Below are 26817 nucleotides of genomic sequence, written 5' to 3'. Positions count from 1 at the left end.
ACCCTCCATCCAAAATCCCTGAAAGCTCTCGCCGTAATACCCGCCTCGTCCTACATCTAGTATTGAGCGCTGGCTCTATCTTGAATGACTGCTGGATAGATAAATCAACGCGAGAACGAACAATGAACCGTGACATCTTTTCCGAACTGGTAGAGGGCTTTGATGCCCTGGCTGCAGAGTGCCAGAGTAAAGTTATGCGGCTCCACTACAAATCGCAGCCTCCGACCCTGCCATTCGTCTGCACTGAGGCGCCACGTAACTTTGCCGCCCCCAAATATTCTGGCTATATTTGTCCAGAATATGGGAGAGAAATCATGATCGTCGTTCCTTTGGCCGAAGCAAAAAACAATCTGTCCAAACTCGTCGATGACGCAGCCGCCGGACAGATCATCACGATTGCCAAACATGGCCGCGCCCTTGCACGCCTGGTTCCGGTTGGAAAACCATGTGGACAGCGCATCGGAGCGATGAAGGGCAAACTGGTGTTTCCTGAAGACTTTGACGCCTCACTGCCGGCCGATATGCTCGATGCGTTTGAGGGCACTCAATAATGAGGCTTCTGCTCGACACGCACATTCTGCTTTGGACACTCAGCGATGATCCCAGACTATCCGGCAAAGCCAGAAAGCTCGTTGAGAATGCGGCCGACATTTACGTCAGCGCAGCGACATTCTGGGAGATGGCGATCAAGGTCGGATGGGGAAAGCTGAACGTTGATCTGGAAGAAATCCGGCAGTACTGTCTCGAAAGCGGGTTCATCGAATTGCCGATAACTTCCGAGCATGCCATTGCCGTGAAAGACCTCGAACATCACCATCGTGATCCGTTTGACCGCCTCATTATTGCAACAGCCATGACAGAACCCATGAAACTCCTTACCGCCGATCCATTGGTTGCCCGGTACACGGATTTGGCTGTTTTAGTCTGACCGGCCAACCACAGGTGACCATTGTTTCTGTGAGGTATTTGTTCGGCTTGAGTAATTGGGTGCACGGAATGGCCTCTTCGTCGGAACGCCGCCCGGAACAAGCCCGCTCCCACAGTAGATCTCCTGTGAACACTTGGGATTAACTGTGGGAGCGAGCTTGCTCGCGAAGACGGCAGATCAGACACAAACAAAAACGGCACCTTCCGGTGCCGTTCGCGTTTCAGGTTTCAGCTGTTATTTGCGCGCATCCGCCCATGATTTCAGCAGTTCGTTGTAGTTCACGGTTTCACCCTTGGGCTTCTCGTTCGCCAGTTTTGGCTTCGGTGCACCGGGTTGATCCAACCAGTATTGCGCATCGCGCTCCGGGTTCATCTTCGGTGCGCAAGTGGCTTGCGCCTTCGAGCGTTCCAGACGGGTCATGATCGCGTCCTGATCCTTGGCCAGGCCATCAAGTGCCTGCTGCGGCGTTTTCTCGCCGCTCGCGGCTTCGGCAATGTGGCTCCACCACAGTTGCGCCAGACGCGGATAATCCGGCACGTTGGTCCCGGTAGGTGTCCATTGCACGCGGGCCGGGCTGCGGTAGAACTCCACCAGGCCACCGAGTTTCGGTGCCAGATCGGTCATCGCTTGTGAGTTGATGTCCGACTCGCGGATCGGGGTCAGACCGACGATGGTTTTCTTCAGCGAAACGGTTTTCGATGTCACGAACTGCGCATAGAGCCAGGCTGCGAGTTTTTGTTTCTCAGGCGTGGACTTCATGAAGGTCCAGGAACCCACATCCTGATACCCCAGCTTCATGCCCTCCTCCCAATACGGTCCGCGCGGCGATGGCGCCATGCGCCACTTCGGCGTGCCGTCGGCGTTCATCACCGCCAGACCCGGCTTGGTCATGTCGGCGGTGAATGCGGTGTACCAGAAGATCTGCTGGGCGATGTTGCCCTGGGACGGTACCGGACCGGATTCGGAGAAGGTCATGCCCGCCGCTTCCGGTGGCGCGTACTTCTTCAGCCATTCGACATATTTGGTGGTGGCAAACACCGCCGCCGGGCCATTGGTGTCGCCGCCACGGGTTACGCTGGAGCCGACCGGATGGCAGTCCTCGACGCGGATGCCCCACTCGTCCACCGGCAAACCGTTGGGGATGCCTTTATCGCCGGCGCCCGCCATGGAAAACCAGGCGTCGGTGAAACGCCAACCCAGCGAGGGGTCTTTCTTGCCGTAGTCCATGTGCCCGTAAACGCGCTTGCCGTCGATTTCCTTGACGTCTTCGCTGAAGAACTTGGCGATGTCTTCATAGGCCGACCAGTTCACCGGTACGCCCAACTCGTAACCGTACTTTTCCTTGAACTTGGCTTTCAGGTCCGCACGTTCGAACCAGTCGGCGCGGAACCAGTAAAGGTTGGCGAACTGCTGGTCGGGCAACTGATAGATCTTGCCGTCCGGTGCCGTGGTGAAAGAGATGCCGATAAAGTCTTTGATATCCAGGGTTGGCGAGGTGTAAGCCTTGCCCTCGTTGGCCATCAAGTCGGTGATCGACTCGGTCTTGCCGTAACGCAGGTGCGTACCGATCAAGTCCGAGTCGTTGACCCAGCCGTCATAGATGTTTTTGTCCGATTGCATCTGGGTCTGCAGCTTTTCCACCACGTCGCCTTCCTGCAACAGGTCGTGGGTCAGCTTGATTCCGGTGATCTCGGTAAAGGCCTTGGCCAGCGTTTTGGACTCATACTCGTGGGTGGCGATGGTTTCCGAGACCACTTTGATGCTCATCCCGCGAAACGGCTCGGCCGCCTTGATGAACCACTTCAGCTCTTCCAGTTGTTGATCGGCCGTCAGCGTGGACGGCTTGAATTCGCTGCCGATCCATTTCTTCGCGGCGTCTTCATAGGCATCGGCCCAGGCCGAAGCGCTCAGACCGCTGAGTGCCAGCGTGGCTGCCAATGAAATGCTATGTCGCAGCTTATTGTTTTTGTCGAACATAGAGACCTCCTTATTAGGTTTCGGAGCAAGATTGCCGAGCGATTCGACTAGCCCCAACGCATCACAGCCAACAGCCACACCAGGGACAACGCGGACGCTACCCAGATGCTCCAGTCGGTGACGCCAATTACCAGCAAATGCAGGTAGGCGCTGCCGAGAAGACCGATAAACAGCCGATCGCCACGGGTGGTGGCAATCGGCAAGAAACCACGCCGAAGAATGCTCGGCGAACGCAATTCCCAGGTCGTCATGCCGACCAGGATCAAGGCAATGATGCAGAAAAACGTTGCCGTCGGGGCGGTCCAGCTCATCCATTCCATCATCAGTTCCTCATACCCGGCCCAGGGCAAAGCCCTTGGCCACATGGTTGCGCACAAACCAGATCACCAGCATGCCCGGCAGGATCGTCAGCACCCCCGCCGCCGCCAGCACGCCCCAGTCGATACCCGACGCCGAGACGGTCCGGGTCATCACTGCCGCAATCGGTTTGGCATTCACCGACGTCAGTGTCCGCGCGAGCAGCAGTTCGACCCAGGAAAACATGAAGCAGAAAAACGCTGTCACGCCTATCCCCGAGCCAATCAGCGGCACGAAAATCTTCACGAAGAACTTGGGAAAACTGTAGCCATCAATGTAGGCGGTTTCGTCGATTTCTTTCGGAACGCCGGACATGAAGCCCTCAAGAATCCAAACCGCCAGCGGCACGTTGAACAGGCAATGCGCCAGTGCCACCGCGATATGAGTGTCGAACAGACCGATCGAGGAATAGAGCTGGAAGAACGGCAACAGAAACACCGCAGGCGGCGCCATGCGGTTGGTCAGCAGCCAGAAGAACAGGTGCTTGTCGCCCAGGAAGCGATAGCGCGAAAACGCGTAGGCCGCCGGCAACGCCACGCTCAGAGAGATCACCGTGTTCAGGCTCACGTAATACAGCGAGTTGAGGTAGCCGGTGTACCAGGCCGGATCGGTGAAGATCACTTTGTAATTGGCGAAGGTGAAATCCTGCGGAAACAGGGTCAGGCCGCTGAGGATTTCGGTGTTGCTCTTAAAGGACATGTTCAGCAGCCAGTAGATCGGCACCAGCAGGAACAGGATGTAGATCAGCAGTGGAATCAGCTTTCTTTTACTCATGGCAGACCTCAGCGGTTGGCGTCAGAGTGAGTCATGGCGGTGTAGAACAGCCAGGACACCAACAGGATGATCAGGAAGTACACCAGCGAGAAAGCGGCCGCCGGGCCGAGGTCGAATTGCCCGATGGCCATTTGCGTCAGGGTCTGACTGAGGAAGGTCGTGGCATTCCCCGGTCCGCCGCCGGTGAGCACGAACGGCTCGGTGTAGATCATGAAACTGTCCATGAACCGCAGCATCACCGCGATCAACAGCACGCTCTTGAGTTTGGGCAACTGGATATGTCGGAAAACCGCCCAGGCCGAGGCCCGATCAATCCGCGCCGCCTGGTAGTACACGTCCGGGATCGCCCGCAACCCGGAGAAACACAACAGCGCCACCAATGAGGTCCAGTGCCAGACGTCCATCACCAGCACGGTGACCCAGGCATCCATGGTGTTGGACGCATAGTTGTAGCTGATCCCCATGGCATTGAGGCTCGAACCGAGCAAGCCAATATCGGCCCGGCCGAAAATCTGCCAGATCGTCCCGACTACGTTCCACGGAATCAGCAGTGGAATCGCCAGAATGATCAACACCAATGAAGACCAACGGCCCTTGGTTGGCATAGTCAGCGCGATGGCGATACCCAGCGGGATTTCGATCAGCAATACGCATCCGGAATAGATGAACTGCCGCAGTAGCGAATCGTGCAGCCGTGGGTCAAGCAGCACCTGTCTGTACCAATCAGCGCCAACGAAGTAGCGGCTGGACTGGTCGAAAATGTCCTGCACCGAATAGTTGACCACGGTCATCATCGGGATCACCGCACTGAACGCCACCAGCAAAAACACCGGCAGCACCAGCCACCACGCCTTGTTGTTCTGCACCTTGTTCATGGCAGCACCTCCATGAGGTAATCATCGGCGTAGACCATCAACCATTGCGCCGGAAAGCTGATATACGCCGTGCCTTCCGGCACCGGTTTGTCTTCGGCCAGACGCACTTTCAACGGCACGCCGTCGAGGTTCAGGGTCATGATCTTGTAGGTGCCGAGGTCTTCGACGTGTACGACCTGTGCCTGCATCGCGTCATCAAACGGTTCGTCCCAGACATGCACGAATTCCGGACGGATACCGACCTTCAGGGTTTTCCACTCGGACTCGGCGATACGTGTCTGTTGCGCCTCGGACAACGGCAGATGCGTCGATGCAAACCCGACGCCACCCGGTTGCGGTTGCACCTCGATCAGGTTCATCCCCGGGCTGCCGATGAAATAGCCAACAAAGGTGTGGCTCGGCCGCTCGAACAATTCCCGTGGCGTGCCAAATTGCACGATCTGCCCGCCGTACATCACCGCGATCTTGTCGGCGAACGTCGAGGCCTCCAACTGATCGTGGGTGACGTAGACCATGGTGATGTTGAACTGCTCGTGGATCTGCTTGAGCTTGCGCCGCAGCTTCCACTTCAGGTGCGGGTCGATCACCGTCAGCGGCTCATCGAAGAGGATCGCCGACACGTCATCGCGCACCAGGCCACGACCCATCGAGACTTTCTGCTTTTCATCGGCGGTGAGGTTGCGCGCCTTCTTGCTCAGCAATGCCTGAAGGTCGAGGACCTCGGCAATTTCCTGCACCTTGGTGTGAATTTTTGCTTCGGCCATACCCTGATTGCGCAGCGGAAACGCCAGGTTATCGAACACCGTCATGGTGTCGTAGACCACCGGAAACTGGAAAACCTGGGCGATGTTGCGTTTTTCCGGGGTCAGGTCATTGACCGCCTTGCCATCGAACAGGACATGGCCCTGGGACGGACTGAGCAACCCGGAAATGATGTTGAGCAAGGTCGACTTGCCGCAACCCGAAGGCCCGAGCAACGCATACGCACCGCCCTGCTCCCAGATGTGGTCCATCTCGCGGATCGCATAATCCTCGGGGCCGGTTGGCGTGCGGGTGTAACTATGGGCGAGGTTCTGCAAACGGATTTCGGCCATCAGGCAACCCTCGCGATACGGCGACCGGGCGCCTGGACCAGTCGTCCCTGCGCATCGAACACAAACAGTTTATGGGTCGGGATATAGATGCGAATCGGCGCATCGACGTCGTATTCGTGGACCCCGGGCAAATGCAGCACCAACAGGAAATGCTCGTTGCGCACGTGCAGGAAGGTTTCCGAACCGCTGATCTCGGCGACCTCGACGGTCACCGCCAGTTCGAGATCATCGTCATTGCTCGGCACCAGCGAGATATGGCTGGGGCGCACGCCGAAGCGGAACTCGCCCTCGCCTACCGGGCGCAAATCCACGTTCAACGGGAAGTGCACGAAATTGGCGAAGCTGACTTCATTGCCGGCGATGCGGCCCGGCATCAGGTTGATCGGTGGCTCGGAGAACAGCTCCGCCGCCAGCACCGATTGCGGCTGGTGATAAACCTCGGAGGACTTGCCGCTCTGGATCACCCGCCCTTCGTGAAGAATGGTGGTGGTGCCGCCCAGCGCCAGCGCTTCGTTGGGTTCGGTGGTGGCGTAAATGGCGATGGTGTGCCGCGCCATGAACAGCTCGCGCATTTCCTGACGCAGTTCTTCGCGCAACTTGTAGTCGAGGTTCACCAGCGGCTCGTCGAACAGGATCAGCTCGGCGTCCTTGACCAATGCGCGGGCCATGGCCGTACGTTGTTGCTGGCCGCCGGAGAGCTCCAGCGGATAGCGCTGGAGAAACTTCTCGATGCGCAGCATCTTCGCGGTTTCCAGCACTTTGCTCTGGATCAGCTCATTGGAAACGCCGCCCTGGCGCAACGGCGATGCGATGTTCTCGAACACCGTCATGGTCGGGTAATTGATGAACTGCTGATAGACCATCGACACGTTGCGCAAACGCACGGGGCGTTGGGTGACGTCGACGCCGTTCATCAGGATGCGGCCGCTGTCGGGCTTGTCCAGACCGGCCATCAGGCGCATCAGGCTGGTTTTGCCGGACAGCGTGCGGCCGAGCAAAACGTTGAAGGATCCGGGTTCGAAACTAAGGCTCGCATCATCGATCCAGGTCTGGCCCTCGACGGTGCGGCTGACGTGTTCCAGGGTTAATGACATGGCTCGGCCTTTTTTATTTTTGGAGTCAAGCGACCGGAGCTACAGAGCGACTTTCGTGCCAGAAATTGCAAGTCTTTGATGTGGTTTGAAAATCCTTCAACAAGAGGGAAAACCGCGTTCGTTGCTGAACAGAAATGAACAACCGCGACTGAACAATTGAACAGTTCAAAGATTGACAATGAACAATAGTGAACAACACTCTACGGACTGTTCACGGTCCCTGTAGGAGCGAGCTTGCTCGCGATGGACGTGAGGGCGCCTCGTTCATTCAGACGGTCCTCGTCATCGTTAACGTCCATCGCGAGCAAGCTCGCTCCTACAGGTGCCGTGCGCAATTGAAGATTCCATAAAAACAATAAAAGCTTGCTCAGAGATCGACTGCCATGGCCGCACCCGCCTCGCCGCTCTCCCACGAAGCCATCATCCAGGACTCCTGGGCCCGCTGCCGCGCGTTCGGTCTCGATCACCAAAGCGCTCCGGCATTTGATCAGCTCCCCGCCGCGGACATTGCGCAGTTGCTGGAAAGCCAGCACTCACTGGTGCAGACCACCCATCAGGAAGTCCTGCCGTACTACGAAAACATCCTGAGCAACTCTAATTGCCTGATCATGCTCGCTGACAATCAGGGCCAGGTCCTGACTTCCTGGGGCACTCAACGCTTCATCGAGCCGAGCCTGACCCGTGGTTTTAGCGCGGGCGCGAGCTGGATGGAGCGTTGCAGCGGCACTAATGCGATCGGCACCGCGCTGGCCTGTGAGCAGGCGGTGCACATCGAGCACGACGAACACTTCCTCAAGGCCAACCGTTTCATGACCGGTTCCGCGGCGCCGATTTTCGATGCCGAACGCAAGGTCATCGCGGTGCTGGACGTGTCCAGCGACAGCTACCTGCCGCCATCCCACACCCTCGGCATGGTCAAGATGATGAGCCAGACCGTAGAAAACCGGCTGATCCTCAACCTGTTCCATGGCCAGCATTTTCAATTGACGTTCAACACCGGGTTGAACAACCTCGACAGCCAATGGGCCGGGCTGTTGATTTTCGACGAGACCGGTCAGGTACTGTCCGCCAACCGCCGCGCCGACAACCTGCTGGGCATCAGCCTGTCCCGGGTCAGCGTCGAAAGCCTGTTCAAGGTCTCGCTGCTGGAACTGTTGAACCAGCCGGATGGCCTGCCGTTTGCCCTGCAAGCCTCCGGACGCAACCGCTTTCAGTGCCTGTTGAAGCGGCCGAAACAGGTGCCGATTCAGGCGCGGGTGTTTGCACAGCCAAGCGTGGCCGAGCCCGCATCGATCAGCCTCAACACCTTGCATTTCGGCGACAGTCGCGTGGAAAAAGCCGTGCGGCAGGCCGAGCGTTTGCTGGAGAAAGACATTCCGCTGTTGATCCATGGCGAAACAGGGGTTGGCAAGGAAGTGTTCGTCAAAGCACTGCATCAAGCCAGTTCTCGCAGCCAACAACCATTCATTGCCGTCAACTGCGCAGCGATCCCCGCCGAACTGGTGGAGTCTGAGCTGTTTGGTTACGAAAAAGGTGCGTTCACCGGGGCGAATCAGAAAGGCAGCATCGGGCTGATCCGCAAGGCCGACAAAGGCACGCTGTTCCTTGATGAGATTGGTGACATGCCGCTTCCAACGCAGGCGCGGCTGTTAAGGGTTTTGCAGGAACGTTGCGTGCAACCGGTGGGCAGCAGCGAGTTGTTTCCGGTCGATATACGGATTATTTCGGCGACCAACCGCTCGTTGCGTGAACAGGTTCAATTGGGACGGTTTCGCGAAGATCTTTATTACCGGATCGGCGGCTTGACCCTCGAATTGCCACCGCTACGCGAACGCAGCGACAAGCAGGCGTTGTTCAAGCGTCTGTGGGAGCAGCATCGCGAGCCATCGCAGTGGGCCGGGTTGAGCCGGGAAGTGATGGAGTTATTCGGCCGGCATCCGTGGCCAGGGAATTTGCGGCAGGTCAGCAGCGTGATGCAGGTGGCGCTGGTCATGGCCGAAGAGCAACCCGTACGGCCAGAGCATTTGCCGGATGATTTTTTTGTCGATCTGGAGATGGAGCCGGTGGATTCGTCGGAAACTTTGGCGGTGGATTTGAATGATGCCGAGGATTTGAATCGGCGGTTGAAAGCGGTTGGGGGGAATATCTCCCATTTAGCCCGCAGGCTTGGGGTTAGCCGCAATACCCTCTATAAACGATTGCGCCAGTCAGAAGGCTGACTGCTGCGCAGTCAATCGCGAGCAAGCTCGCTCCCACAGGGATTTGTGTTGTAAACAAAACCGGATTCCACCTCCAACCTATGTGGGAGCGAGCTTGCTCGCGATGGCGTCCGCTCAGGCAACACTGAACTCCTGCCATGCCCAAAAAACGAAAACCCGCACAAGGCGGGTTTTTGTTTGCAACGAAGGCAGCAATCAGTCAGCCAGACGCCAGGTCGTGCCGCCCTTCCCGTCTTCCAGCACCACGCCCATCGCGGTGAGCTGGTCACGGATGCGGTCGGACTCAGCCCAGTCTTTACCTGCACGAGCAGCCAGACGCGCCGCAATCAGCGTATCGACTTCTGCCGCATCAACCCGCCCTTCCGCGCCGGCCTGAAGGAAATCATCAGCCTCAAGCTGCAACACGCCCAGTACACTGGCCAGTTCCTTCAAGCGCGCCGCCAAACCCGCCGCCGCATCGAGATCGCTCTCACGCAGACGGTTGATCTCGCGCACCATCTCGAACAGCACCGCGCAGGCTTCCGGCGTGCCGAAGTCGTCGTTCATCACCTGGGTGAAGCGCTCGACAAAGGCTTCGCCGCCAGCCGGTGCCACGCTCGGCAGGCCTTTCAACGCATGGTAGAAACGCTCGAGTGCGCCTTTGGCGTCCTTGAGGTTGTCTTCCGAATAGTTGATCGCGCTGCGGTAGTGACTCGACACCAGCAGGTAACGCACGACTTCCGGATGGTACTTTTCCAGCACGTCGCGAATGGTGAAGAAGTTGTTCAAGGACTTGGACATCTTTTCGCCATTGATGCGAATCATCCCGCAATGCATCCACGCGTTGGCGTAGGTCTTGCCGGTGGCCGCTTCGCTCTGGGCGATTTCGTTTTCGTGGTGCGGGAACTCGAGGTCGCTGCCGCCACCATGAATGTCGAAGGTCTCGCCGAGGCAGCAGGTCGACATCACCGAGCACTCAATGTGCCAGCCAGGACGACCGTCGCCCCACGGCGAAGGCCAGCTCGGCTCGCCCGGCTTGGCGCCTTTCCACAGCACGAAGTCCAGCGGGTCCTGTTTCGACTCGTCGACTTCGATCCGCGCACCGATGCGCAGGTCTTCGATTTTCTTGCGCGACAGCTTGCCGTAACCCATGAATTTGGCGACGCGGTAGTACACGTCGCCATTGCCCGGGGCGTAGGCGTACCCCTTGTCGATCAGCGTCTGAATCATGGTCTGCATGCCAGCGATGTGATCGGTGGCCCGCGGTTCCATATCCGGCTTGAGGATATTGAGGCGCGCCTCGTCCTCATGCATCGCGGTGATCATGCGCTCGGTCAGCACGTCGAACGGCTCGCCATTCTCCTTGGCCCGATTGATGATCTTGTCTTCGATGTCGGTGATGTTGCGCACGTAGGTCAGGTTGTACCCGCTGAACCGCAACCAGCGGGTCACGAGGTCGAACGCGACCATGCTGCGGCCGTGGCCAATGTGGCAGTAGTCATACACGGTCATCCCGCAGACATACATGCGCACATTGTTGCCATCCAGCGGCTTGAAGACTTCTTTGCTCTTGGTGAGCGTGTTGTAGATCGAAAGCACGTTAGAGGTTCCTTGAATCACTGGCCCCACGAATCACGCAAGGTCACGGTACGGTTGAACACCGGACGACCTGGTTTCGAGTCCTTGATATCCGCGCAGAAGTAACCTTCGCGCTCGAACTGGAAACGGTCTTCCGGCTGTGCATTGCCCAGCGAAGGCTCGGCACGACAACCGGTGAGCACTTGCAGCGAATCAGGGTTGATGTTGTCCAGGAAACTGGCGCTGTCTTCAGCCTTCTCAGGGTTTGGCGAGCGGAACAGGCGATCATACAGACGCACTTCGCACTCGACGCTGGCGGCAGCCGGCACCCAATGAACCACACCTTTGACCTTGCGGCCTTCAGGGTTCTTGCCCAGGGTTTCCGGATCGTAGGAGCAACGCAGTTCGACGATGTTGCCCTCGGCGTCCTTGACCGCTTCGTCGGCGCGGATCACGTAGCTGCCGCGCAGACGCACTTCGCCGTTCGGCTCCAGACGTTTGTAGCCTTTTGGCGGCTCTTCCATGAAGTCTTCACGGTCGATGTAGAGCTCACGGGCAAACGGCAAGACGCGCACGCCCATGTCTTCTTTCGGGTGGCAGGGCAGTTCGAGGTTCTCGACCTGACCTTCCGGGTAGTTGGTGATCACGACTTTCAGCGGACGCAACACGCACATGGCACGCGGGGCGCTGTGGTCGAGGTCGTCGCGGATGCTGAATTCGAGCATGCCGAAGTCGACGACGCCGTCGGAACGGTTGGTGCCGACCATTTCGCAGAAGTTGCGGATCGACTTCGGCGTGTAGCCACGGCGGCGGAAGCCGGACAGCGTCGACATGCGTGGATCGTCCCAGCCGTGAACGTGCTTTTCATCGACCAGTTGCTTGAGCTTGCGCTTGCTGGTGATGGTGTAGTTCAGGTTCAGGCGGCTGAACTCGTACTGACGCGGGTTCGCCGGCACCGGCAGGTGCTCGAGGAACCACTCGTACAGCGGGCGGTGGCTTTCGAATTCCAGGGTGCAGATCGAGTGGGTGATGCCTTCGATGGCGTCCGACTGACCGTGGGTGAAGTCATAGTTCGGGTAGATGCACCACTTGTCACCGGTCTGGTGGTGATGCGCGTGACGGATGCGATACATGATCGGGTCGCGCAGGTTCATGTTCGGCGAGGCCATGTCGATCTTGGCCCGCAGCACACGTGCGCCGTCCGGGAATTCACCGGCGCGCATACGGGCGAACCAGTCGAGGTTTTCTTCGACGCTGCGTTCACGGAACGGGCTGTTCTTGCCGGGCTCGGTCAGGCTGCCGCGATACTCCTTGGCCTGTTCAGGGCTCAGGTCGTCGACGTAGGCCTTGCCGGCCTTGATCAGTTCAACGGCCCAATCGTGCAACTGGTCGAAATACTGCGAGGCGTAGCGCACTTCGCCGGACCACTCGAAGCCCAGCCATTTGACGTCGCTTTCGATCGCGTCGATGTATTCCTGGTCTTCCTTGGCCGGGTTGGTGTCGTCGAAACGCAGGTGGGTGACGCCGCCGAATTCCTGGGCCAGACCGAAGTTCACACAGATCGACTTGGCGTGACCGATGTGCAGGTAGCCGTTGGGCTCAGGCGGGAAACGAGTGACGATCTGCGTGTGCTTACCCGAGTCCAGGTCCGCCTGGATGATCGGGCGCAGGAAATTGACCGGCACGGCAGGGCCGGTCTTGGAATTCGAGGTAGGGTCGACAGTGGGCTTGCTCATAGGATCCTTGAACGTACAAGTGCGCGGCCAGTTGGCCAAATCAAAGCGGCGGTTAAAACAAAGGGGCTTATCATAGCCGATGCCGTCAAGTCGCTGACAGAGCAGGCCCGAAAACGGCTGCATTTAATCGGATGCACATGAAAAACAGCCTCGAAATTCGCGCACGGCACGCTAAACTGCGCACCTTGGCCAAAATTGGCCGGACCGGTTGAGGGCTGCAAGCCCCGAAACCCACGAAATCCCAGAAAGAGTACCGATCATGACCCAAGTCAAACTGACCACCAACCATGGCGACATCGTCCTGGAACTGAACGCTGAAAAGGCACCGCTGACCGTTGCCAACTTCATCGAGTACGTCAAAGCCGGTCACTACGAAAACACTGTTTTCCACCGCGTCATCGGTAACTTCATGATCCAGGGCGGCGGTTTCGAGCCAGGCATGAAAGAAAAGAAAGACAAGCGCCCAAGCATCCAGAACGAAGCCGACAACGGCCTGCCGAACGAGAAGTACACCGTGGCCATGGCGCGCACCATGGAGCCGCATTCGGCTTCCGCCCAGTTCTTCATCAACGTCGCTGACAACAGCTTCCTGAACCACAGTGCCAAGACCACTCAGGGCTGGGGCTACGCCGTGTTCGCCAAGGTCGTTGCAGGCACCGACGTTGTCGACAAGATCAAAGGTGTTTCCACCACCATGAAATCCGGTCACCAGGACGTACCCGCAGAAGACGTGATCATCGAGAAAGCCGAGATCATTGAGTGATACTGCTGATTTCAGACTTGCATCTGGAAGAGGAGCGCCCGGACATTACCCGGGCGTTTCTGGATTTGCTCGCCGGACGCGCCCGTTCGGCGAGTGCGTTGTACATCCTCGGCGACTTTTTCGAGGCGTGGATTGGCGACGATGCCATGACGCCCTTTCAGCGTTCCATCTGCCAGGCCCTGCGCGAACTCAGCGACAGCGGCACGGCCATTTTTCTAATGCACGGCAATCGCGACTTCATGCTGGGCCAGGCCTTCTGTAAACAGGCCGGCTGCACCTTGCTGAAAGACCCGAGTGTCGTGCAGTTTTACGGCGAGCCGGTGCTGTTGATGCACGGCGACAGCCTCTGCACCCGCGATGAGGCGTACATGAAACTGCGTCGTTACCTGCGAAATCCTCTCACCCTGTTCATCCTGCGGCATTTGCCCTTGCGCACTCGCCATAAACTGGCGCGCAAACTACGCAACGAAAGCCGTGCGCAGACGCGGATGAAGGCCAACGACATCGTCGATGTCACCCCGGACGAAGTGCCGCGGGTGATGCAGGTGTTTGGCGTGAAAACCCTGATCCACGGACACACCCATCGCCCGGCTATCCACAAGTTGCAGATTGGCGAGCACGCGGCAAAACGTATTGTGCTGGGGGATTGGGACCGTCAGGGCTGGGCGCTGCAGGTGGATGAGAGCGGGTTCGCGTTGGCGCCGTTCGACTTCGCCCCGCCGCCACACTTGGCATCCCCCGCAATCTGACTGCCGAACACGAAACCCTGTGGGAGCGAGCTTGCTCGCGATAGCGGATTCATATTCAACATCGTTGTTGACTGATCCACCGCTATCGCGAGCAAGCTCGCTCCCACAGGAACTGTGTTTGGCTTAATGACCGGAGGCCGCAGGCCCGGCCTTTGCTGCGAACGGCGGTTTCGCCAGCCAAACAATCACGATCAACCCCATGAACGCCCACCCCAGCAGCGTGAAGTAATCCACGGTGGACAGCATGTATGCCTGACTGGTCAGCACATGATCGAGCTGCGCATACGCCGGATTGCTCGCACCGCCCAGCGCATTCAGCGCCTCGCGGGTCGCGGGTTCATAGGTGCTGATGCTTTCGCTCATGTAGGCATGATGCTGATCTGCCCGGCGAATCCAGATCCAGGTCGTCAACGACGCCGCAAAACTGCCGCCCAGGGTCCGCAGGAATGTAGCGAGGCCCGCGCCATCGGCGATCTGGTTTGGTGGCAGGTCCGACATCAAAATGCTCAAGGTCGGCATGAAAAACAGCGCCACGCCAATCCCCATAAACAGCTGCACTAGGGCGATGTGCTGGAAGTCCACTTCGTTGGTAAACCCGGCGCGCATGAAGCAGCTCAGGCCAATCGCCAGAAACGCCAGGCCGGCCAGTAACCGCAGGTCGAACTTGTGCGCGTATTTACCGACAAATGGCGACATCAACACCGGCAGAATCCCGATGGGCGCCACCGCCAGCCCAGCCCACGTCGCCGTGTAACCCATTTGAGTTTGCAGCCATTGCGGCAGGATCAAATTGATGCCGAAGAACCCGGCATATCCCAACACCAACACAATCGTACCGATCCGGAAGTTGCGGTAAGCGAACAGCCGCAGGTTGACCACCGGATGTTGGTCAGTCATTTCCCAGATCACGAACACCGCCAGCGCTATCACCGAAATGGCCGCACCGATGACGATGAAGTTCGATTCGAACCAGTCGAGATCGTTGCCCTTATCGAGGATCACCTGCAACGCCCCGACGCCGATAATCAACGTGATCAAACCGACGTAGTCCATCGGCTGATAACTGGTCACCACCGGACGCGCCTTGAGCTGCGAACGCACGACCATCACCGCGAAAATCCCGATCGGCACGTTGATAAAGAAGATCCACGGCCAGCTATAACTGTCAGTAATCCAGCCGCCAAGAATCGGCCCGGCAATCGGCGCCACCACCGTGACCATCGCCAGCAAGGCCAAGGCCATGCCGCGCCTGGCAGGCGGATAGACCGCGATCAACAGTGTCTGGGTCATCGGGTACAACGGCCCGGCCACCAGGCCTTGCAGCACGCGAAAGCCGATGAGCTCCGGCATCGACGTGGAAATACCGCAGAGAAACGAAGCGATCACAAACAGAATGGTCGCCCAGAGAAACAGCTTCACTTCGCCGAAGCGCCGGCTGAGCCAACCGGTCAGCGGCAGCGCAATGGCATTGCTCACCGCAAACGAGGTGATCACCCAAGTGCCCTGCTCCGAACTCACGCCGAGGTTGCCGGAAATCGTCGGCAACGCCACGTTGGCGATGGTGGTGTCGAGCACTTGCATGAAGGTCGCCAGCGACAGACCGATGGTGCTGAGCAGCAGGCTGGGCGGCGTGAAAGACGCTTTATTGCTCATCGCGAATCCTTTGAAACCTGATTGGCGCTGCGCCTGTTACAGACGCAGCTGACCTTGTGGGAGCGGGCCTTTGTGGCGAGGGGATTTATCCCCGCTGGAGTGCGAAGCGCTCCCAAAAATCTTCATAGCTGTCGAGATTTTGGGGCTGCTACGCAACCCAACGGGGATAAATCCCCTCGCCACATAGCTCGCTTCCACAGGGTCGGTGTCAGCGTTGAACGGTTTTGCTGACCGCAGCGCTGTTGTCGTGGATCAACTGTGTGATCAATGCGTCGGCCTCGGCCAACTGGCGGTCGTAGACGTTGGTACTGAAAGAGGCCTTTTGCGGCGGCTGTTGCGCCAGCACCGGGCCGCTCTGATCGCGCAGGTTCACATCGACCTGAGTGGACAGGCCAACGCGCAACGGGTGCTTGGCCAGTTCTTCAGCGTTGATGTGAATCCGCACTGGCACCCGCTGCACGATCTTGATCCAGTTACCGGTGGCGTTTTGCGCCGGCAGCAATGCAAACGCACTTCCGGTGCCGGCGCCGAGGCTGTCGATGGTGCCGCTGAACTTCACGTCGCTGCCGTAAAGGTCGGCCTCGATGTCCACCGGCTGGCCGATGCGCATGTCACGCAGCTGGGTTTCCTTGAAGTTGGCGTCGATCCACAGCTGATCCAGTGGAATCACCGCCATCAACGCCGTGCCTGGCTGGACCCGTTGACCCAGTTGCACAGAGCGTTTTGCGACATAACCGGTGACCGGTGCAATCAGGGTGCTGCGCGAATTGTTCAAGTAAGCCTGACGCAGTTGCGCGGCGGCCGACATCACGTCCGGGTGCGAGGACACCACCGTGTCATCGACCAGTGCACTGGTGGTTTTCAGTTGCTGCTTTGCATTGGCCAAAGCGTTTTGCGCCGAGGTCAGGTCGTCGCGGGCGTGGGACAGTTCTTCCTGGGAAATCGCCCCGCCGGCGGCGAGGCTTTTACGCCGACTGAAGTTGTCCTGCGCCTTTTGCACTTCCGCCTGTTGGGCGTTGACCTGGGCTTTCATGCCGTCGACGTTGCTGTACAAACCGCGCACCTGACGCACGGTGCGGGCCAGGTTGGCCTCTGCACTTTGCAGACCGATCTGCGCGTCGTTCGGGTCGAAGTTGATCAGCACCTGGCCTTCATGAACCAGGTCGCCATCGTCGGCGCCAATGCTGACCACGGTGCCCGTGACCAGCGGCGTTATTTCCACCACGTTGCCGTTCACGTAGGCGTCGTCGGTGCTTTCGCCCCAGCGCCCGTAGAATTCGTGATAACCCCAGACGCCGACACCGGCGAGGACGACCAGGATCGCGAGCCCCGCCAGCATGACTTTGCGTTTGCGCGGATTGCCAATGTCGGGAGTGTTGTCTGGGGCTTGTGTATTTTCTGCAGTGGCCATGACCATTACCTTGAATTAATTATGCAGCGTGGCTGGGGTTGCGTTGGCCGCGGTCAGGGTGTCGCCCTGAAAACCGCCGCCCAGCGCCTGCATCAGTTGGATCGACAGGTCGATCTGCTCGGCATTCAGGTTGGCCAACTGACGTTGTGCCTGGAGCAATTGCTGCTCGATGCTGAGCACGTCCAGGTAGTTTCCGATGCCGGAACCGTAACGCTGGACCACGGTGTTGTAGGAATCCTGAGCAATGTCGGTAGCGTGTTTTTGAGCGCCAATCTGCCGGCCGATATCGCGCAGCTGGTTGAGGGTGTCGCTGACATCGCCCAGCGCTCTCACCAGGCTTTTGTTGTATTGCGCCACTGCGAGGTCGTAATCGGCGTCGCGGGCATCGAGGTCGGCGCGCAGGCGGCCGCCGTCGAAAATCGGTACCGAGATCGTCGGTGCAATGTTGAAGAAACGACTGGCCGAACCGAACATCGCGTCGCCCAGCAACGACTCGGCACCGGCCGCGGCGCTCAGATTGAGGTTGGGGTAGAACCGGGTCTTGCTGGCGTCGATGTCCTTGCTCGCCGCCTCGACGCGCCAGCGCGCAGCGACCAGGTCCGGACGACGGCCGAGCAACTCGGCGGGCAGGACCGACGGCAACGCGACGGCACTGGCCTGGAGAATCTTCGGCCGGGCAATGTCGTTGCCCCGATCCGGGCCTTTACCAAGCAATACCGCCATGGCGATTTTCGCGCTTTGCAGGCGTTTTTCGGCGTCGATCAGGCCGGCTTCGGAGGTGGCTTCCAGGCTTTCGGTTTGCTGGAACTGGTATTCGCTGTCGATCCCCGAACTCAGGCGACGCTGGCTAAGGTCGAGCATTTGTCTGGTGCGCTTGAGGTCTTCGCTGGCCAGGTCATGAATGATGTGCGCCTGGCCCAGATCGCTATAGGCCCGGGCAACGTCGGCGGCCAGGGTCAGTTGCGCCGCCTGCTGATCGACTTCGGCAGCGCGGGCCTGGCCCAGCGCGGCTTCCCAGGCGTCACGCTGACCGCCCCAGAGGTCGAAGTTGTAATTGAAACTGGCGCCGATGTTACGCACGGTGGAGTACGCACCACCCTCGCCCCTCGGGTCCTGATCGCGGGCCAGGCGCGAACGGCTGATGCCGGCGCTGGCATCGAGGGTCGGCATACGCGCAGCGTCCGCGGCATACGCAGCGGCGCTGGCCTGATGGGCGCGGGCGTCGGCGATCTGCATGTCGGGGCTGTCGTGCAGGGCTTCGCGGATCAAACCGTCGAGTTGTGGGTCACCGAGGCTCTTCCACCAATCGCTTTTCGGCCACGCCGCTGGCGACAGGGTTACACCGCTGAGGGATTGCCCGGCCTTGAGGGTGTTCGCATCTAGGCTTTTGCCTTCGGTGGTCAGGCCGCTGTAGCTGGCGCAACCGGCCAGGGTCATGGCCGCGAGCACAAGACTCAGGCCAGCACGCAAGGTTTTGCTGCTCATTTGCCACCTACCCGCAGCAGCGTGATCGAGTCACCGGCTGCCACCAACATTTTCTTCAGGATCCGTTCCAGGGTTTGCAGCTCGTCCGGGGTGAGGGCGCCAGCCAGTTCGTTCATGGCGTCGGCGCCGATGTCCGGAAGGCGGTCAGTCAACTGCTGGCCTTGCTCAGTTAACACAAGCTGCACCTGACGGCGGTCGGCGTCGGAACGTTGGCGGGCGAGGAAACCTTTCTGTTCCAGACGATCGAGCATGCGGGTCATCGAACCACTGTCGAGCGACAGGTGGCGGCACAGCTCGGCCGGGGTGTCGACGCCGAATTGGGCCATGATGATTAGCACTTTGAACTGCGCGGCGGTGATGCCGTGGGGTTCCATGTGCGTGTCGATGATCCGGTCCTTGAGCAACGCCGCGCGTCCGAGCAAGAGGCCGAGATGGCAGGTGTGGAATTCGTCTGGGGTGAAATGCTTCATCTGATCACCAATTAGCTGCCTAGGCAGTGAATGTATGACTAGATGTTACTGCCTAGGCAGCGAATGTCAACGTAATAGTTAGGTTGCTTGGTATTTGACTGTTAAATAGCGGGGATTTGCGGTGACCGGACAGCCGCCTTCGCGAGCAAGCCCGCTCCCACATTGGAGTTGCGGCGTGCACAAATTCAATGTGGGAGCGGGCTTGCTCGCGAAGGGAGCGACTCGGTTTCGGAGGAGAACGCGGGACCTAGAAATCCCGCTTGTAGAAAATATCCAGCGAACTGGCCACGCCGCCCGCCGCTTCGAGATAAACCTTCTTGCTCAGCTTGTAACGCAGGGCAATGGTGTTGGCCGGCTCAAATACGCCAACCCCATAACGCAGGCTGAGCTTCTCGGAAATATTACCGCTGGCAACCACGCTCGTGGTGTTGCCGCTGCCTTGGGTATCGAGCTGGAAATCCTGAATCCCCAGATCGCTGGCCAGTTTGCCGGTCATTCCGGAACTGCCCATCAAACCCAGGCCGAGCGCGGCTTGAGCCAACATGTTGTTGTCTTCACCGGTGGTACTCAGCGGACGCCCGAGCACCAGGTAGGACAAGGCCTGTTCCTGACTCATCGCCGGTTCGGAGAAAATCTGCGTGGTCGGCTGCTCGGCGCTGCCGCTCAAACGGATACCGGCGATGACGTCGTCAGTCTGGCGAATCGCCTCGATGTCCAGATAGGGCTGATCGATCGGGCCGGCAAACAGCAAGCGCGCCCGGCGCACCGTCAACCGCTGGCCGTAGGCCCGATAGCGTCCATCGTTGAGCCACAGCTCGCCGCGCGTGTCCATGTTGTCGCCAATGTGCACATGCCCCTGCAGGTTGGCGGTCAGGCCAAACCCGACGAAGCTGAGTTTGTCCTCGCCAACCACCACGTCGATGTCCATTTTCATCGCCAGCGGTGGTTTGCCCTCTTCGGTTTGCTGACCAATGATCACCGTGTCATCGGACACTTTGACCGTCGATGGCGGCAACTCGCGCACGGTAATTTCACCTCGGGGCACCAGCACTTTGCCGGCGATGGCCAGCTCGTCGCCCTTCATCGAAATCTTCAGGTCCGGCGCCACTTCAAGCTTGGCGTACGGCTCGACCGTGACCGGCAGTTGCGTACCCTTGAGCGCCAGATCCACTACCAGCGCCTGCCCCCAGGTGACAGCGCCGTTCAGGCTGCCCTGCCCGCTCTTGCCGCTTTTCCAGCCACCGCTCAACTGCACGGTTTCGCCGGAGATCACCGCTTGAAGCTGCAAGGCTTCAAGGTCCATCGGCAGCTCAGGCCCGGAGATTTCACCGTCGCTGAGCAGCAGATTGCCGTTCACCAAAGGCGCCATCAAGGTGCCTGCGATCGTGCCGCTACCATTCAAGCGACCGGTCAGTTTCTCGACCATCGGCAGAAACGGTCGCGCCACGGACAAATCGAGCCCGTTGAGACGGAACGACCCGGTCAGCGGTTTGTTCTTCGGCAGCGGATTGATCTGCGCCTGCACACTCAATTCGCCAAGCTTGCCGCCGACGAAGTTGAGGTCGGTGTCGATTCGTTTTGGCGTGAGTTTGCTGGTGAGTTTCAGGGTCTGGTACGGGAAATCCAGCCACTGTTCTTTCTCCCTCATGCGCAGCGTACCGCCGCTGGCATCGAGGCTGATCTGGCCGTTCGGGCCACCGGCCGGCAGGTCCAGTTGCAGGTCGGCGTTGAGCCGGCCCTTCCAGGCGAAATCCTTGGGCAACCACTGCGCCAGGCTGTCGATCGGGAATTGCTTGAGGTGGTAACGCAGCTTCGGCTCCGGCATCAGGCGCTGATCTTCACCGCACAGACTGGCCGGACCGGAGATCCAGCAATGGGCGCCGAAGTTGATTTTGCCGTCCACCAGCCGTTCGAGTTTCGCCGGACCTTGCAGTTTCCAGTCCTGACCACCGGCCTGAATATCGCCACTGGCCAGGCGCCCGCGCCAGTTGCCTTTGTCCAGATTGCCGTCGAAGCCGAGGGCCAGTTTCAGCTGCGGGCCTTGCAGATCGAGCACCAGTTTCTGGTTTTTGATATCGCCCTGACCGCTGGCGGTCAACGTCCCCAGTGAGGTGTCGCCGGTCTGAATGCCGCTGCCCTTGAAGTCGATTTTCGCTCGCTGCGCGCTGTCGAGGGTGGCGTCGAGGTTCAGGCTTTGCAGGCGATTGTCTTCGAAGGCCAGCTGCGTGCCCTGCAACCCGAGTTTGCCTTGCGGTGCCTTGAGCGTGCCGGCGACATCGACGCGGCCGTTGAGCTGACCACGCAGTTGCGGCCAAAGCTGAGCCAGGCGCGGCAGCTTAATGTCGATCTGGCCGGCGAGTTTCTGTTGAAGGCTGCCTTTGCCGGTGATGCTGTTATCACCCAGACGGATGTGCAGCGCGCTGAGGTTCCATTGCTCGCCGCCGCCATCGGCTTTCGCTTGCAGAACGGCCGGTTGTCCGCGCAGTTTGCCCTTCAGATCCAGGTCCGCGTTGAGGCTGAGCTTTTCATTCTTCATCTCGCCTTTGCTGCGCAGCGGTCCGGCCAGGGTGCCCGGCAACTCCGCGAACCAATACGCCGGGTTGATCGCCGAGAGGTCGAGCGCGGTGTCCCAGGCAATGCCATCGGCAAATTGCAGGTTCAGGTGCCCTTCAGCCTTGCCTTGCCCGGCTTCGAGCTGGATTTGTTGCAGGTAGATTTTCGTCAGGTCGCCGGCGAACGGGCTGCTCAGGGTGAACGCTCCGGCCGGACCATCCAGTGCGGCCTTGAAATGGCCGAGGTAGTTGCCGTCGGTGTAGGAGACTTCACCGTTGAAACTGCGCAGGGCCACTTGCGGCTCGTCGATCAACGGATAGAGCCGGTGCCAGGGGAAATCCAGCCAGTCGATTTTCGCCGTGGCGTTCAGGCCTTTGCTCCAGTCCAGCACGCCCGCGAGCTTGAGGCTTTGCTTGTCGTTGGCGGTCAGGTCCAGCCCGGCGATCTGCGCGCCGTTGGCGTCGACCTTGCCTTGCAGCAACAACGCGACCGGGCCTTGCTCGGCAGGTAGCGTGGCGTTGCCGCGCAGCTGGTAACCGTTTTTCAGGTCACCGTCGCCGGTGAGTTCCACCTGATTGAGTTGCAGCGTATCCGGCAAATCGGCACTGGGCTTGAAGCCGTCAGCGGTGATCCGCACCTTGGCTGGCAGGTTTTCCACCAGCGGCTGCAACTCGCCGGTCAGTTGGCCGTTCAGGTAACCGCTGCTGTCGGCTTTCAGGTTCAGGGTTTTCAGCAGGTCGCCGTTAATATTCAGGGCCAGCGCCCAGGGTTCGGGGGCTGGCAGGGTCAATTTGCCCTCGGCCTTGAGCGGCCAGTTGCCGGTGGGTTGCAGCAGGCCGGACAGATTCAGGCTCAGATCATCACGTTGCAGCTGCACGGAATCGATCTGCAACCCCTGTTCGGTCCAGTGCGCCGCCAGTTGCAGGCCTTTGAGTTCTTCGCTGCCGTTGAACAACAGACTGCCGATCTGCACGTCGCCCAGCTCGATCGCCAGCGGCAACTTCAAGTCCGGCAGACTGATCGGACCGCTGCTTTCTTCTTCGCTACCCGGCGGAAATTGCAGGCTGACCTGATCGGCCTTCAACTGCTCGATGCACAGGGTCATGCGCGTCAGGCACAACGGCGACCAGGCGAAAATCACTTTATCCAGCTCAACCCGGCGGGTGTCCTGCTGCCAGACCAGATGCCCGGCGCTCCATTGCCCGCCCAGACGGCCCTGGAAATTCTCGATGGTCAAACCCGGCACAAATCCGAGCGCCCAGCGGCTGCCAGTCGCCGTACCCAGCACCGTGGTCACGGTCAGCAGCACCAGCATCAGCAGCGCCAGAATCGCCAGCAGCGTTACTTTTAAACCACGCTTCACAGCTCAGGCCCCATGGAAAAGTGCAGCCGAATGCCGCCGTCGTCGTCCATCGCGTGGGCCAGGTCGAGGCGGATCGGCCCCACGGGAGACACCCAGCGCACGCCGATACCCACGCCGGTTTTGAGGTTCGGCAGTTCAAGTGTGTTGAAGGAGTTGCCTTGGTCGACAAAGGTCGCAACCCGCCATTTTTCGGCGATGGAATATTGATACTCGACGCTGCCGGCAATCATGTAGCGGCCACCGATGCGATCGCCCTCGGAGTTTTCCGGGGACAGGCTCTGGTAGTCGTACCCGCGCACGCTCTGATCGCCACCGGCGAAGAAACGCAGCGACGGCGGCACCGATTTGTAGCCGTTGGTGGCGCTGCCGCCCACCTGCACCCGACCGAGGAAACGGTGTTTATCGAACACAGTGGTCAAACCTTTCACCAACGCCGTGCCATACAGCAGGTTGGTGTCGGACCCCAGCCCTTCCTTGGCGACTTTGCTTTCGAACTGCAGGCGATAGCCGTTGTGCGGGTCGATGCGGTTGTCGCTTTTGAGGTAGGAATAGCTGACGCCGGGCATCAGCAAAGTGCTCAGGCCCGAATCGTCGCCGAGTCGATATTCTTCTCGTTGCCATTTCAGCGACACCACCCGCTGCCAGCCGCTGGGCAACTTGCTGTGCCACTCGGGACCGAGGGTCAGCAGTTTGCTCAGGCTGTCCTTGTCGGCAATTTCTTCGCTCTGATAGCCACCGGCGAAGCGCAATTTGTCGGTCAGCGGCGGGTCCAGCGGAATGTCGTAGAACAGCCCGACGTTCTGCCGTGGCGCCGAGACTTCGGTTTCCCAGCCATAGCTGTGGCCTTGAGGGTTGACCCAGTGCCGGGTCCAGTTGGCCTTGACCCGTGGGCCGACGTCGGTGGAATAGCCCATACCCAGGCCCATCGTCCGTGGCTTGCGGGTTTCCAGTTTGACGTCCACCGGAATCACATCATTTTTTGACGCTGTTGGCGCGGCGTCTACGCGCACACCTTCGAAGTAGCCGCTGGCCTGCAGATTCTGATTCAGTTCGGCGATCAGTTCGGAGTCATAAGGCGCACCCGTCTTGAACGGCACCATGCGTTGCAGGAGTTCTTCGTCGAACGGCGTATCGCCTTCGAAACTGACCTTGCCGAGGGCATAACGCGGACCGCTTTCATAGATCAGTTCGATGTCGGCGACGCCCGCTCTCGGGTCGACCGATAGCTTCTGCCGAGTGAAATAGCCACTGAAAAAACCGAAACGCGAAGCCTGGTTCTGGATCAGGCGCTTGGCGTCTTCGTAGCGGCCATGATTGAGCACCGCGCCGGTTTTCAGCGCGTCGCTTTTCGGTACACGAAAAGATTTGAAAGAGGCCGCCGGGCCGTCGATGCGGATCGTGACCGTGCGTAAATGAATCGGCTCGCCCGGGTCGATGTTGAGCACCAGGCGTGGCGTCTTGCCGCCCTTCACGTCGCTGTCGATTTGCGGCTGGTAATATCCCAGGGCCTGGGCCGCCTTGCGCGCCTGTTCTTCGGCGCCACGACTGAAGCGCAACAAGGCTTCTTCGTCACGATCGCCGAGGCTGCCGATATAGCCCTCTATATTGGCCTTCAGTTCGTCGTTTGACGGTTTGATCCGCACATCCAATTCACTTTGCGCCAGCGCCGCGCAGCTGGTAATCAGCATCAGCACGCCGCTGGTCATTCTTCCTGGAAACTTCATAGGCGCGGATGCTATCACGAGCTTGGGAGCGTGATAGAGCCTCGTGTCCCGCGAAAGTTCTACTGTTTATGCCGATGCGGTTTGCAGCACTTGCGGATTGGGATGAAAAAACACGTGTTCGCGGATCGGTCCTACGGCGACCTCGCCGATTTCCTCATAACCCTGACGCTTGTAGAACTCCAGATAACGCGGATTCCCGGTGTCGAGCACCACCCCTTCAGAGTGCTCATCCACCGCGCACCAGTTGTGCACCGCTTGCAACAGCTGCTCGCCGAAGTGCTTGCCCTGGAATTGCGGATGAACCCCCAGCAACGGCAATAAATGGACCGAGTCGGACGGCACGCACGCCATCACCGCGTCGTGGTATTCGAGGTAGCGTCGGGTACAACGAAACCCGGTGCTCAGTACCATCCGCAGGCGCCAGGCCCAGCTTTCAGTGATGCCCAAGCGACGTTGCGGCGGCGCGATCAACGCGATGCCGATCAAGCGGTCGTTGACCAGCAGGCCGATGGCCGGCAGGTCCTGAAGAAAGTGTTGTTTGACCAGCTCGCGCACGGTGGCGCGGACCCGCTGTTCATAACCAGGACGTTCGGCCTCGAAGAGGTAACCGAAGGTCGGCTCGTGGCGGTAAGCCTGGTACAACAGGAAGCGGGCTTCACGGGAATAGCCGCTGTCGAGCATGTGGATGTCGGCGATGGCGGTCGAGGTTTCGGGCATAGCGGTAGATCTCCCCGGCGCAGCTCGGGTGGCTGCGCTCTTATTGGTACGAGCCTGTGGGTGGACTCACAGTTCCCCAGACAGGTATAGACCAAGTCAGGATCTACATCGACTGTGCTGGCCTCTTCGCGGGCAAGCCCGCTCCCACAGGTCCAATAGTGTTCGCAGACTTTGTGTACGACACGGACACTGTGGGAGCGGGCTTGCCCGCGAAGAGGCCAGCACTGCCGATAGAGATCTGACAGAACACAGTGAATCCCCTCGCCTGACACTGGCCCGATTCCCACAGGTCAGCTAGCATCGCCCTTTTGCCAGGACCTGCTGACCATGAAGATCGTCTCCTTCAACATCAACGGGCTGCGCGCTCGTCCCCATCAGCTGGCGGCGCTGATCGAAAAGCATCAACCCGACGTGATCGGGCTGCAGGAAACCAAGGTCCACGACGACCAGTTCCCACTCGCCGAGGTTCAGGCGCTGGGCTATCACGTGTATTTCCATGGGCAAAAGGGTCACTACGGTGTCGCGCTGCTTTCGCGCCAGGAACCGCTGGCGCTGCACAAAGGATTTGTCACCGATGAAGAAGACGCTCAGCGCCGCTTCATTTGGGGCACCTTCGCCGACGCCACTGGCGTGCCGGTGACTATCATGAATGGCTATTTCCCACAGGGCGAAAGCCGCGACCATCCGACCAAATTCCCGGCCAAGGAACGTTTCTACAAGGATCTGCAGCACTTGCTGGAAAGTCAGTTCAGCAACGAGCAGCCGGTGGTGGTGATGGGCGACGTGAACATTTCCCCGCAAGACTGCGACATCGGTATCGGCCCGGACAATATGAAACGCTGGCTGAAGACCGGCAAATGCAGCTTCCTGCCGGAAGAACGCGAGTGGATGGCCCGCCTGAAGAACTGGGGCCTGGTGGACAGCTTCCGTCACCTGAATCCGGACGTGGCCGACCGTTTCAGCTGGTTCGACTACCGCAGCCGCGGGTTTGAGGATGAACCCAAGCGCGGATTGCGGATTGACGTGATCATGGCGTCCCACGGCTTGTTGCCGCGGTTGAAGGATGCCGGCGTGGACTACGAACTGCGCGGGATGGAAAAGCCATCGGATCATGCGCCGATCTGGCTTGAGTTGAGCTGATACCCCTCTATATCTACAAAAATCAACTGTGGGAGCGAGCTTGCTCGCGATAGCGCACGGTCAGCCAACATCAAAGTTGAATGTCAGTCCCTCATCGCGAGCAAGCTCGCTCCCACAATGCTGGCAATTGTCATCTTTCGGAAACCTTACTGACTTAATCTCCCCGCACTTTCTTTGG

General features: G+C 59.4%; 21 protein-coding genes. 6 read left to right on the top strand and 15 right to left on the bottom strand.

The window, feature by feature from the left end; translation table 11 throughout:
* Window positions 1-194: 194 nt before the first annotated feature.
* Window positions 195-551, top strand: a complete 357-nt coding sequence (locus ACYZT9_RS10800; protein WP_462010193.1) for a type II toxin-antitoxin system Phd/YefM family antitoxin — start codon at window positions 195-197, stop codon at window positions 549-551.
* Entirely contained in the window at window positions 551-928 is a 378-nt protein-coding gene (locus ACYZT9_RS10795; RefSeq protein WP_462009775.1) for a type II toxin-antitoxin system VapC family toxin, read from the top strand. The genes ACYZT9_RS10800 and ACYZT9_RS10795 overlap by 1 nt, the downstream gene beginning before the upstream one ends.
* A 234-nt stretch (window positions 929-1162) precedes the next feature.
* Here ACYZT9_RS10795 and ACYZT9_RS10790 read toward each other — a convergent pair whose 3' ends face one another.
* Genes ACYZT9_RS10790 through ACYZT9_RS10765 form a run of 6 tightly spaced genes read right to left on the bottom strand, consistent with a single transcriptional unit; the run spans window position 1163 to window position 7099 of the window.
* On the bottom strand, window positions 1163-2905 hold the full coding sequence (locus ACYZT9_RS10790; protein WP_462009774.1) for an ABC transporter substrate-binding protein: 1743 nt from the start codon (window positions 2903-2905) through the stop codon (window positions 1163-1165).
* Window positions 2906-2952: 47 nt separating this feature from the next.
* Window positions 2953-3225 carry a DUF2160 domain-containing protein gene (locus ACYZT9_RS10785; protein ID WP_462010192.1) on the bottom strand — a complete coding sequence of 91 codons (273 nt, stop codon included), beginning with the start codon at window positions 3223-3225 and terminating at the stop codon, window positions 2953-2955.
* A gap of 10 nt (window positions 3226-3235) precedes the next feature.
* On the bottom strand, window positions 3236-4036 hold the full coding sequence (locus tag ACYZT9_RS10780) for a carbohydrate ABC transporter permease (protein WP_017339615.1): 801 nt from the start codon (window positions 4034-4036) through the stop codon (window positions 3236-3238).
* Window positions 4037-4044: 8 nt separating this feature from the next.
* Window positions 4045-4911, bottom strand: coding sequence for a carbohydrate ABC transporter permease (locus tag ACYZT9_RS10775; RefSeq protein ID WP_462009773.1), 867 nt, complete (start codon window positions 4909-4911; stop codon window positions 4045-4047).
* Entirely contained in the window at window positions 4908-6005 is a 1098-nt protein-coding gene (locus ACYZT9_RS10770; RefSeq protein ID WP_462009772.1) for an ABC transporter ATP-binding protein, read from the bottom strand. Before ACYZT9_RS10770 ends, ACYZT9_RS10775 begins: the two co-directional genes overlap by 4 nt.
* Window positions 6005-7099 carry an ABC transporter ATP-binding protein gene (locus ACYZT9_RS10765; RefSeq protein ID WP_462009771.1) on the bottom strand — a complete coding sequence of 365 codons (1095 nt, stop codon included), beginning with the start codon at window positions 7097-7099 and terminating at the stop codon, window positions 6005-6007. The genes ACYZT9_RS10770 and ACYZT9_RS10765 overlap by 1 nt, the downstream gene beginning before the upstream one ends.
* Window positions 7100-7482: 383 nt before the next feature.
* Here ACYZT9_RS10765 and ACYZT9_RS10760 point away from each other — a divergent pair, with 383 nt between their 5' ends.
* The gene (locus ACYZT9_RS10760) at window positions 7483-9318 is read left to right on the top strand and encodes a sigma-54-dependent Fis family transcriptional regulator (protein WP_462009770.1); all 1836 of its coding nucleotides are present in this window, start codon (window positions 7483-7485) and stop codon (window positions 9316-9318) included.
* A 195-nt stretch (window positions 9319-9513) separates the two neighbouring features.
* Here ACYZT9_RS10760 and cysS read toward each other — a convergent pair whose 3' ends face one another.
* Together cysS and ACYZT9_RS10750 are read right to left on the bottom strand one after the other, a co-directional pair.
* Window positions 9514-10896, bottom strand: coding sequence for a cysteine--tRNA ligase (gene cysS, locus ACYZT9_RS10755; protein ID WP_462009769.1), 1383 nt, complete (start codon window positions 10894-10896; stop codon window positions 9514-9516).
* A gap of 17 nt (window positions 10897-10913) precedes the next feature.
* Window positions 10914-12611: a glutamine--tRNA ligase/YqeY domain fusion protein gene (locus tag ACYZT9_RS10750; protein WP_462009768.1), complete on the bottom strand. Its 1698-nt coding sequence runs from the start codon at window positions 12609-12611 to the stop codon at window positions 10914-10916.
* Window positions 12612-12870: 259 nt separating this feature from the next.
* On the opposite strand from ACYZT9_RS10750, the gene ACYZT9_RS10745 reads away from it, so the two are divergent.
* Together ACYZT9_RS10745 and lpxH are read left to right on the top strand one after the other, a co-directional pair.
* On the top strand, window positions 12871-13374 hold the full coding sequence (locus ACYZT9_RS10745) for a peptidylprolyl isomerase (protein ID WP_128869400.1): 504 nt from the start codon (window positions 12871-12873) through the stop codon (window positions 13372-13374).
* Window positions 13371-14123: a UDP-2,3-diacylglucosamine diphosphatase gene (lpxH, locus tag ACYZT9_RS10740; protein ID WP_462009767.1), complete on the top strand. Its 753-nt coding sequence runs from the start codon at window positions 13371-13373 to the stop codon at window positions 14121-14123. The genes ACYZT9_RS10745 and lpxH overlap by 4 nt, the downstream gene beginning before the upstream one ends.
* Window positions 14124-14246: 123 nt before the next feature.
* Here lpxH and ACYZT9_RS10735 read toward each other — a convergent pair whose 3' ends face one another.
* The 7 genes from ACYZT9_RS10735 to ACYZT9_RS10705 all read right to left on the bottom strand — a co-directional run bounded on the left by ACYZT9_RS10735 (window position 14247) and on the right by ACYZT9_RS10705 (window position 25499).
* Window positions 14247-15776 carry a DHA2 family efflux MFS transporter permease subunit gene (locus ACYZT9_RS10735; RefSeq protein ID WP_462009766.1) on the bottom strand — a complete coding sequence of 510 codons (1530 nt, stop codon included), beginning with the start codon at window positions 15774-15776 and terminating at the stop codon, window positions 14247-14249.
* Between the two features lie 208 nt (window positions 15777-15984).
* Window positions 15985-17187 (bottom strand): HlyD family secretion protein, encoded by a 1203-nt coding sequence (locus ACYZT9_RS10730; protein WP_462009765.1) that lies wholly within the window; start codon window positions 17185-17187, stop codon window positions 15985-15987.
* Between the two features lie 15 nt (window positions 17188-17202).
* Entirely contained in the window at window positions 17203-18672 is a 1470-nt protein-coding gene (locus ACYZT9_RS10725) for an efflux transporter outer membrane subunit (RefSeq protein WP_462009764.1), read from the bottom strand.
* On the bottom strand, window positions 18669-19142 hold the full coding sequence (locus ACYZT9_RS10720; RefSeq protein WP_462009763.1) for a MarR family winged helix-turn-helix transcriptional regulator: 474 nt from the start codon (window positions 19140-19142) through the stop codon (window positions 18669-18671). Before ACYZT9_RS10720 ends, ACYZT9_RS10725 begins: the two co-directional genes overlap by 4 nt.
* 247 nt (window positions 19143-19389) lie before the next feature.
* Window positions 19390-23058, bottom strand: a complete 3669-nt coding sequence (locus ACYZT9_RS10715) for a translocation/assembly module TamB domain-containing protein (protein ID WP_462009762.1) — start codon at window positions 23056-23058, stop codon at window positions 19390-19392.
* Entirely contained in the window at window positions 23055-24782 is a 1728-nt protein-coding gene (locus ACYZT9_RS10710; RefSeq protein WP_462009761.1) for an autotransporter assembly complex protein TamA, read from the bottom strand. Before ACYZT9_RS10710 ends, ACYZT9_RS10715 begins: the two co-directional genes overlap by 4 nt.
* 66 nt (window positions 24783-24848) lie before the next feature.
* A complete protein-coding gene (locus tag ACYZT9_RS10705) occupies window positions 24849-25499 on the bottom strand; it encodes a GNAT family N-acetyltransferase (protein WP_462009760.1) in 651 nt (216 codons plus the stop codon).
* 327 nt (window positions 25500-25826) lie between these two features.
* On the opposite strand from ACYZT9_RS10705, the gene xthA reads away from it, so the two are divergent.
* Complete coding sequence (xthA, locus tag ACYZT9_RS10700) at window positions 25827-26639, top strand: exodeoxyribonuclease III (RefSeq protein WP_462009759.1); 813 nt, start codon at window positions 25827-25829, stop codon at window positions 26637-26639.
* The last annotated feature ends 178 nt before the right edge of the window (window positions 26640-26817 follow it).

The organism is Pseudomonas sp. ZT5P21 (assembly GCF_054897785.1).
This window is presented reverse-complemented; position numbering and strand designations above follow the sequence as displayed.

Coding starts and splice junctions, on each gene's coding strand:
- ACYZT9_RS10705 (WP_462009760.1), bottom strand. CDS start 25,499: ATGCCCGAAACCTCGACCGCCATCGCCGACATCCACATGCTCGACAGC.
- ACYZT9_RS10710 (WP_462009761.1), bottom strand. CDS start 24,782: ATGAAGTTTCCAGGAAGAATGACCAGCGGCGTGCTGATGCTGATTACC.
- ACYZT9_RS10775 (WP_462009773.1), bottom strand. CDS start 4,911: ATGAACAAGGTGCAGAACAACAAGGCGTGGTGGCTGGTGCTGCCGGTG.
- ACYZT9_RS10780 (WP_017339615.1), bottom strand. CDS start 4,036: ATGAGTAAAAGAAAGCTGATTCCACTGCTGATCTACATCCTGTTCCTG.
- ACYZT9_RS10745 (WP_128869400.1), top strand. CDS start 12,871: ATGACCCAAGTCAAACTGACCACCAACCATGGCGACATCGTCCTGGAA.
- ACYZT9_RS10760 (WP_462009770.1), top strand. CDS start 7,483: ATGGCCGCACCCGCCTCGCCGCTCTCCCACGAAGCCATCATCCAGGAC.
- xthA (WP_462009759.1), top strand. CDS start 25,827: ATGAAGATCGTCTCCTTCAACATCAACGGGCTGCGCGCTCGTCCCCAT.
- ACYZT9_RS10735 (WP_462009766.1), bottom strand. CDS start 15,776: ATGAGCAATAAAGCGTCTTTCACGCCGCCCAGCCTGCTGCTCAGCACC.
- ACYZT9_RS10785 (WP_462010192.1), bottom strand. CDS start 3,225: ATGGAATGGATGAGCTGGACCGCCCCGACGGCAACGTTTTTCTGCATC.
- ACYZT9_RS10765 (WP_462009771.1), bottom strand. CDS start 7,099: ATGTCATTAACCCTGGAACACGTCAGCCGCACCGTCGAGGGCCAGACC.
- ACYZT9_RS10730 (WP_462009765.1), bottom strand. CDS start 17,187: ATGGCCACTGCAGAAAATACACAAGCCCCAGACAACACTCCCGACATT.
- ACYZT9_RS10795 (WP_462009775.1), top strand. CDS start 551: ATGAGGCTTCTGCTCGACACGCACATTCTGCTTTGGACACTCAGCGAT.
- ACYZT9_RS10770 (WP_462009772.1), bottom strand. CDS start 6,005: ATGGCCGAAATCCGTTTGCAGAACCTCGCCCATAGTTACACCCGCACG.
- ACYZT9_RS10720 (WP_462009763.1), bottom strand. CDS start 19,142: ATGAAGCATTTCACCCCAGACGAATTCCACACCTGCCATCTCGGCCTC.
- ACYZT9_RS10800 (WP_462010193.1), top strand. CDS start 195: ATGCGGCTCCACTACAAATCGCAGCCTCCGACCCTGCCATTCGTCTGC.
- ACYZT9_RS10725 (WP_462009764.1), bottom strand. CDS start 18,672: ATGAGCAGCAAAACCTTGCGTGCTGGCCTGAGTCTTGTGCTCGCGGCC.
- ACYZT9_RS10790 (WP_462009774.1), bottom strand. CDS start 2,905: ATGTTCGACAAAAACAATAAGCTGCGACATAGCATTTCATTGGCAGCC.
- ACYZT9_RS10750 (WP_462009768.1), bottom strand. CDS start 12,611: ATGAGCAAGCCCACTGTCGACCCTACCTCGAATTCCAAGACCGGCCCT.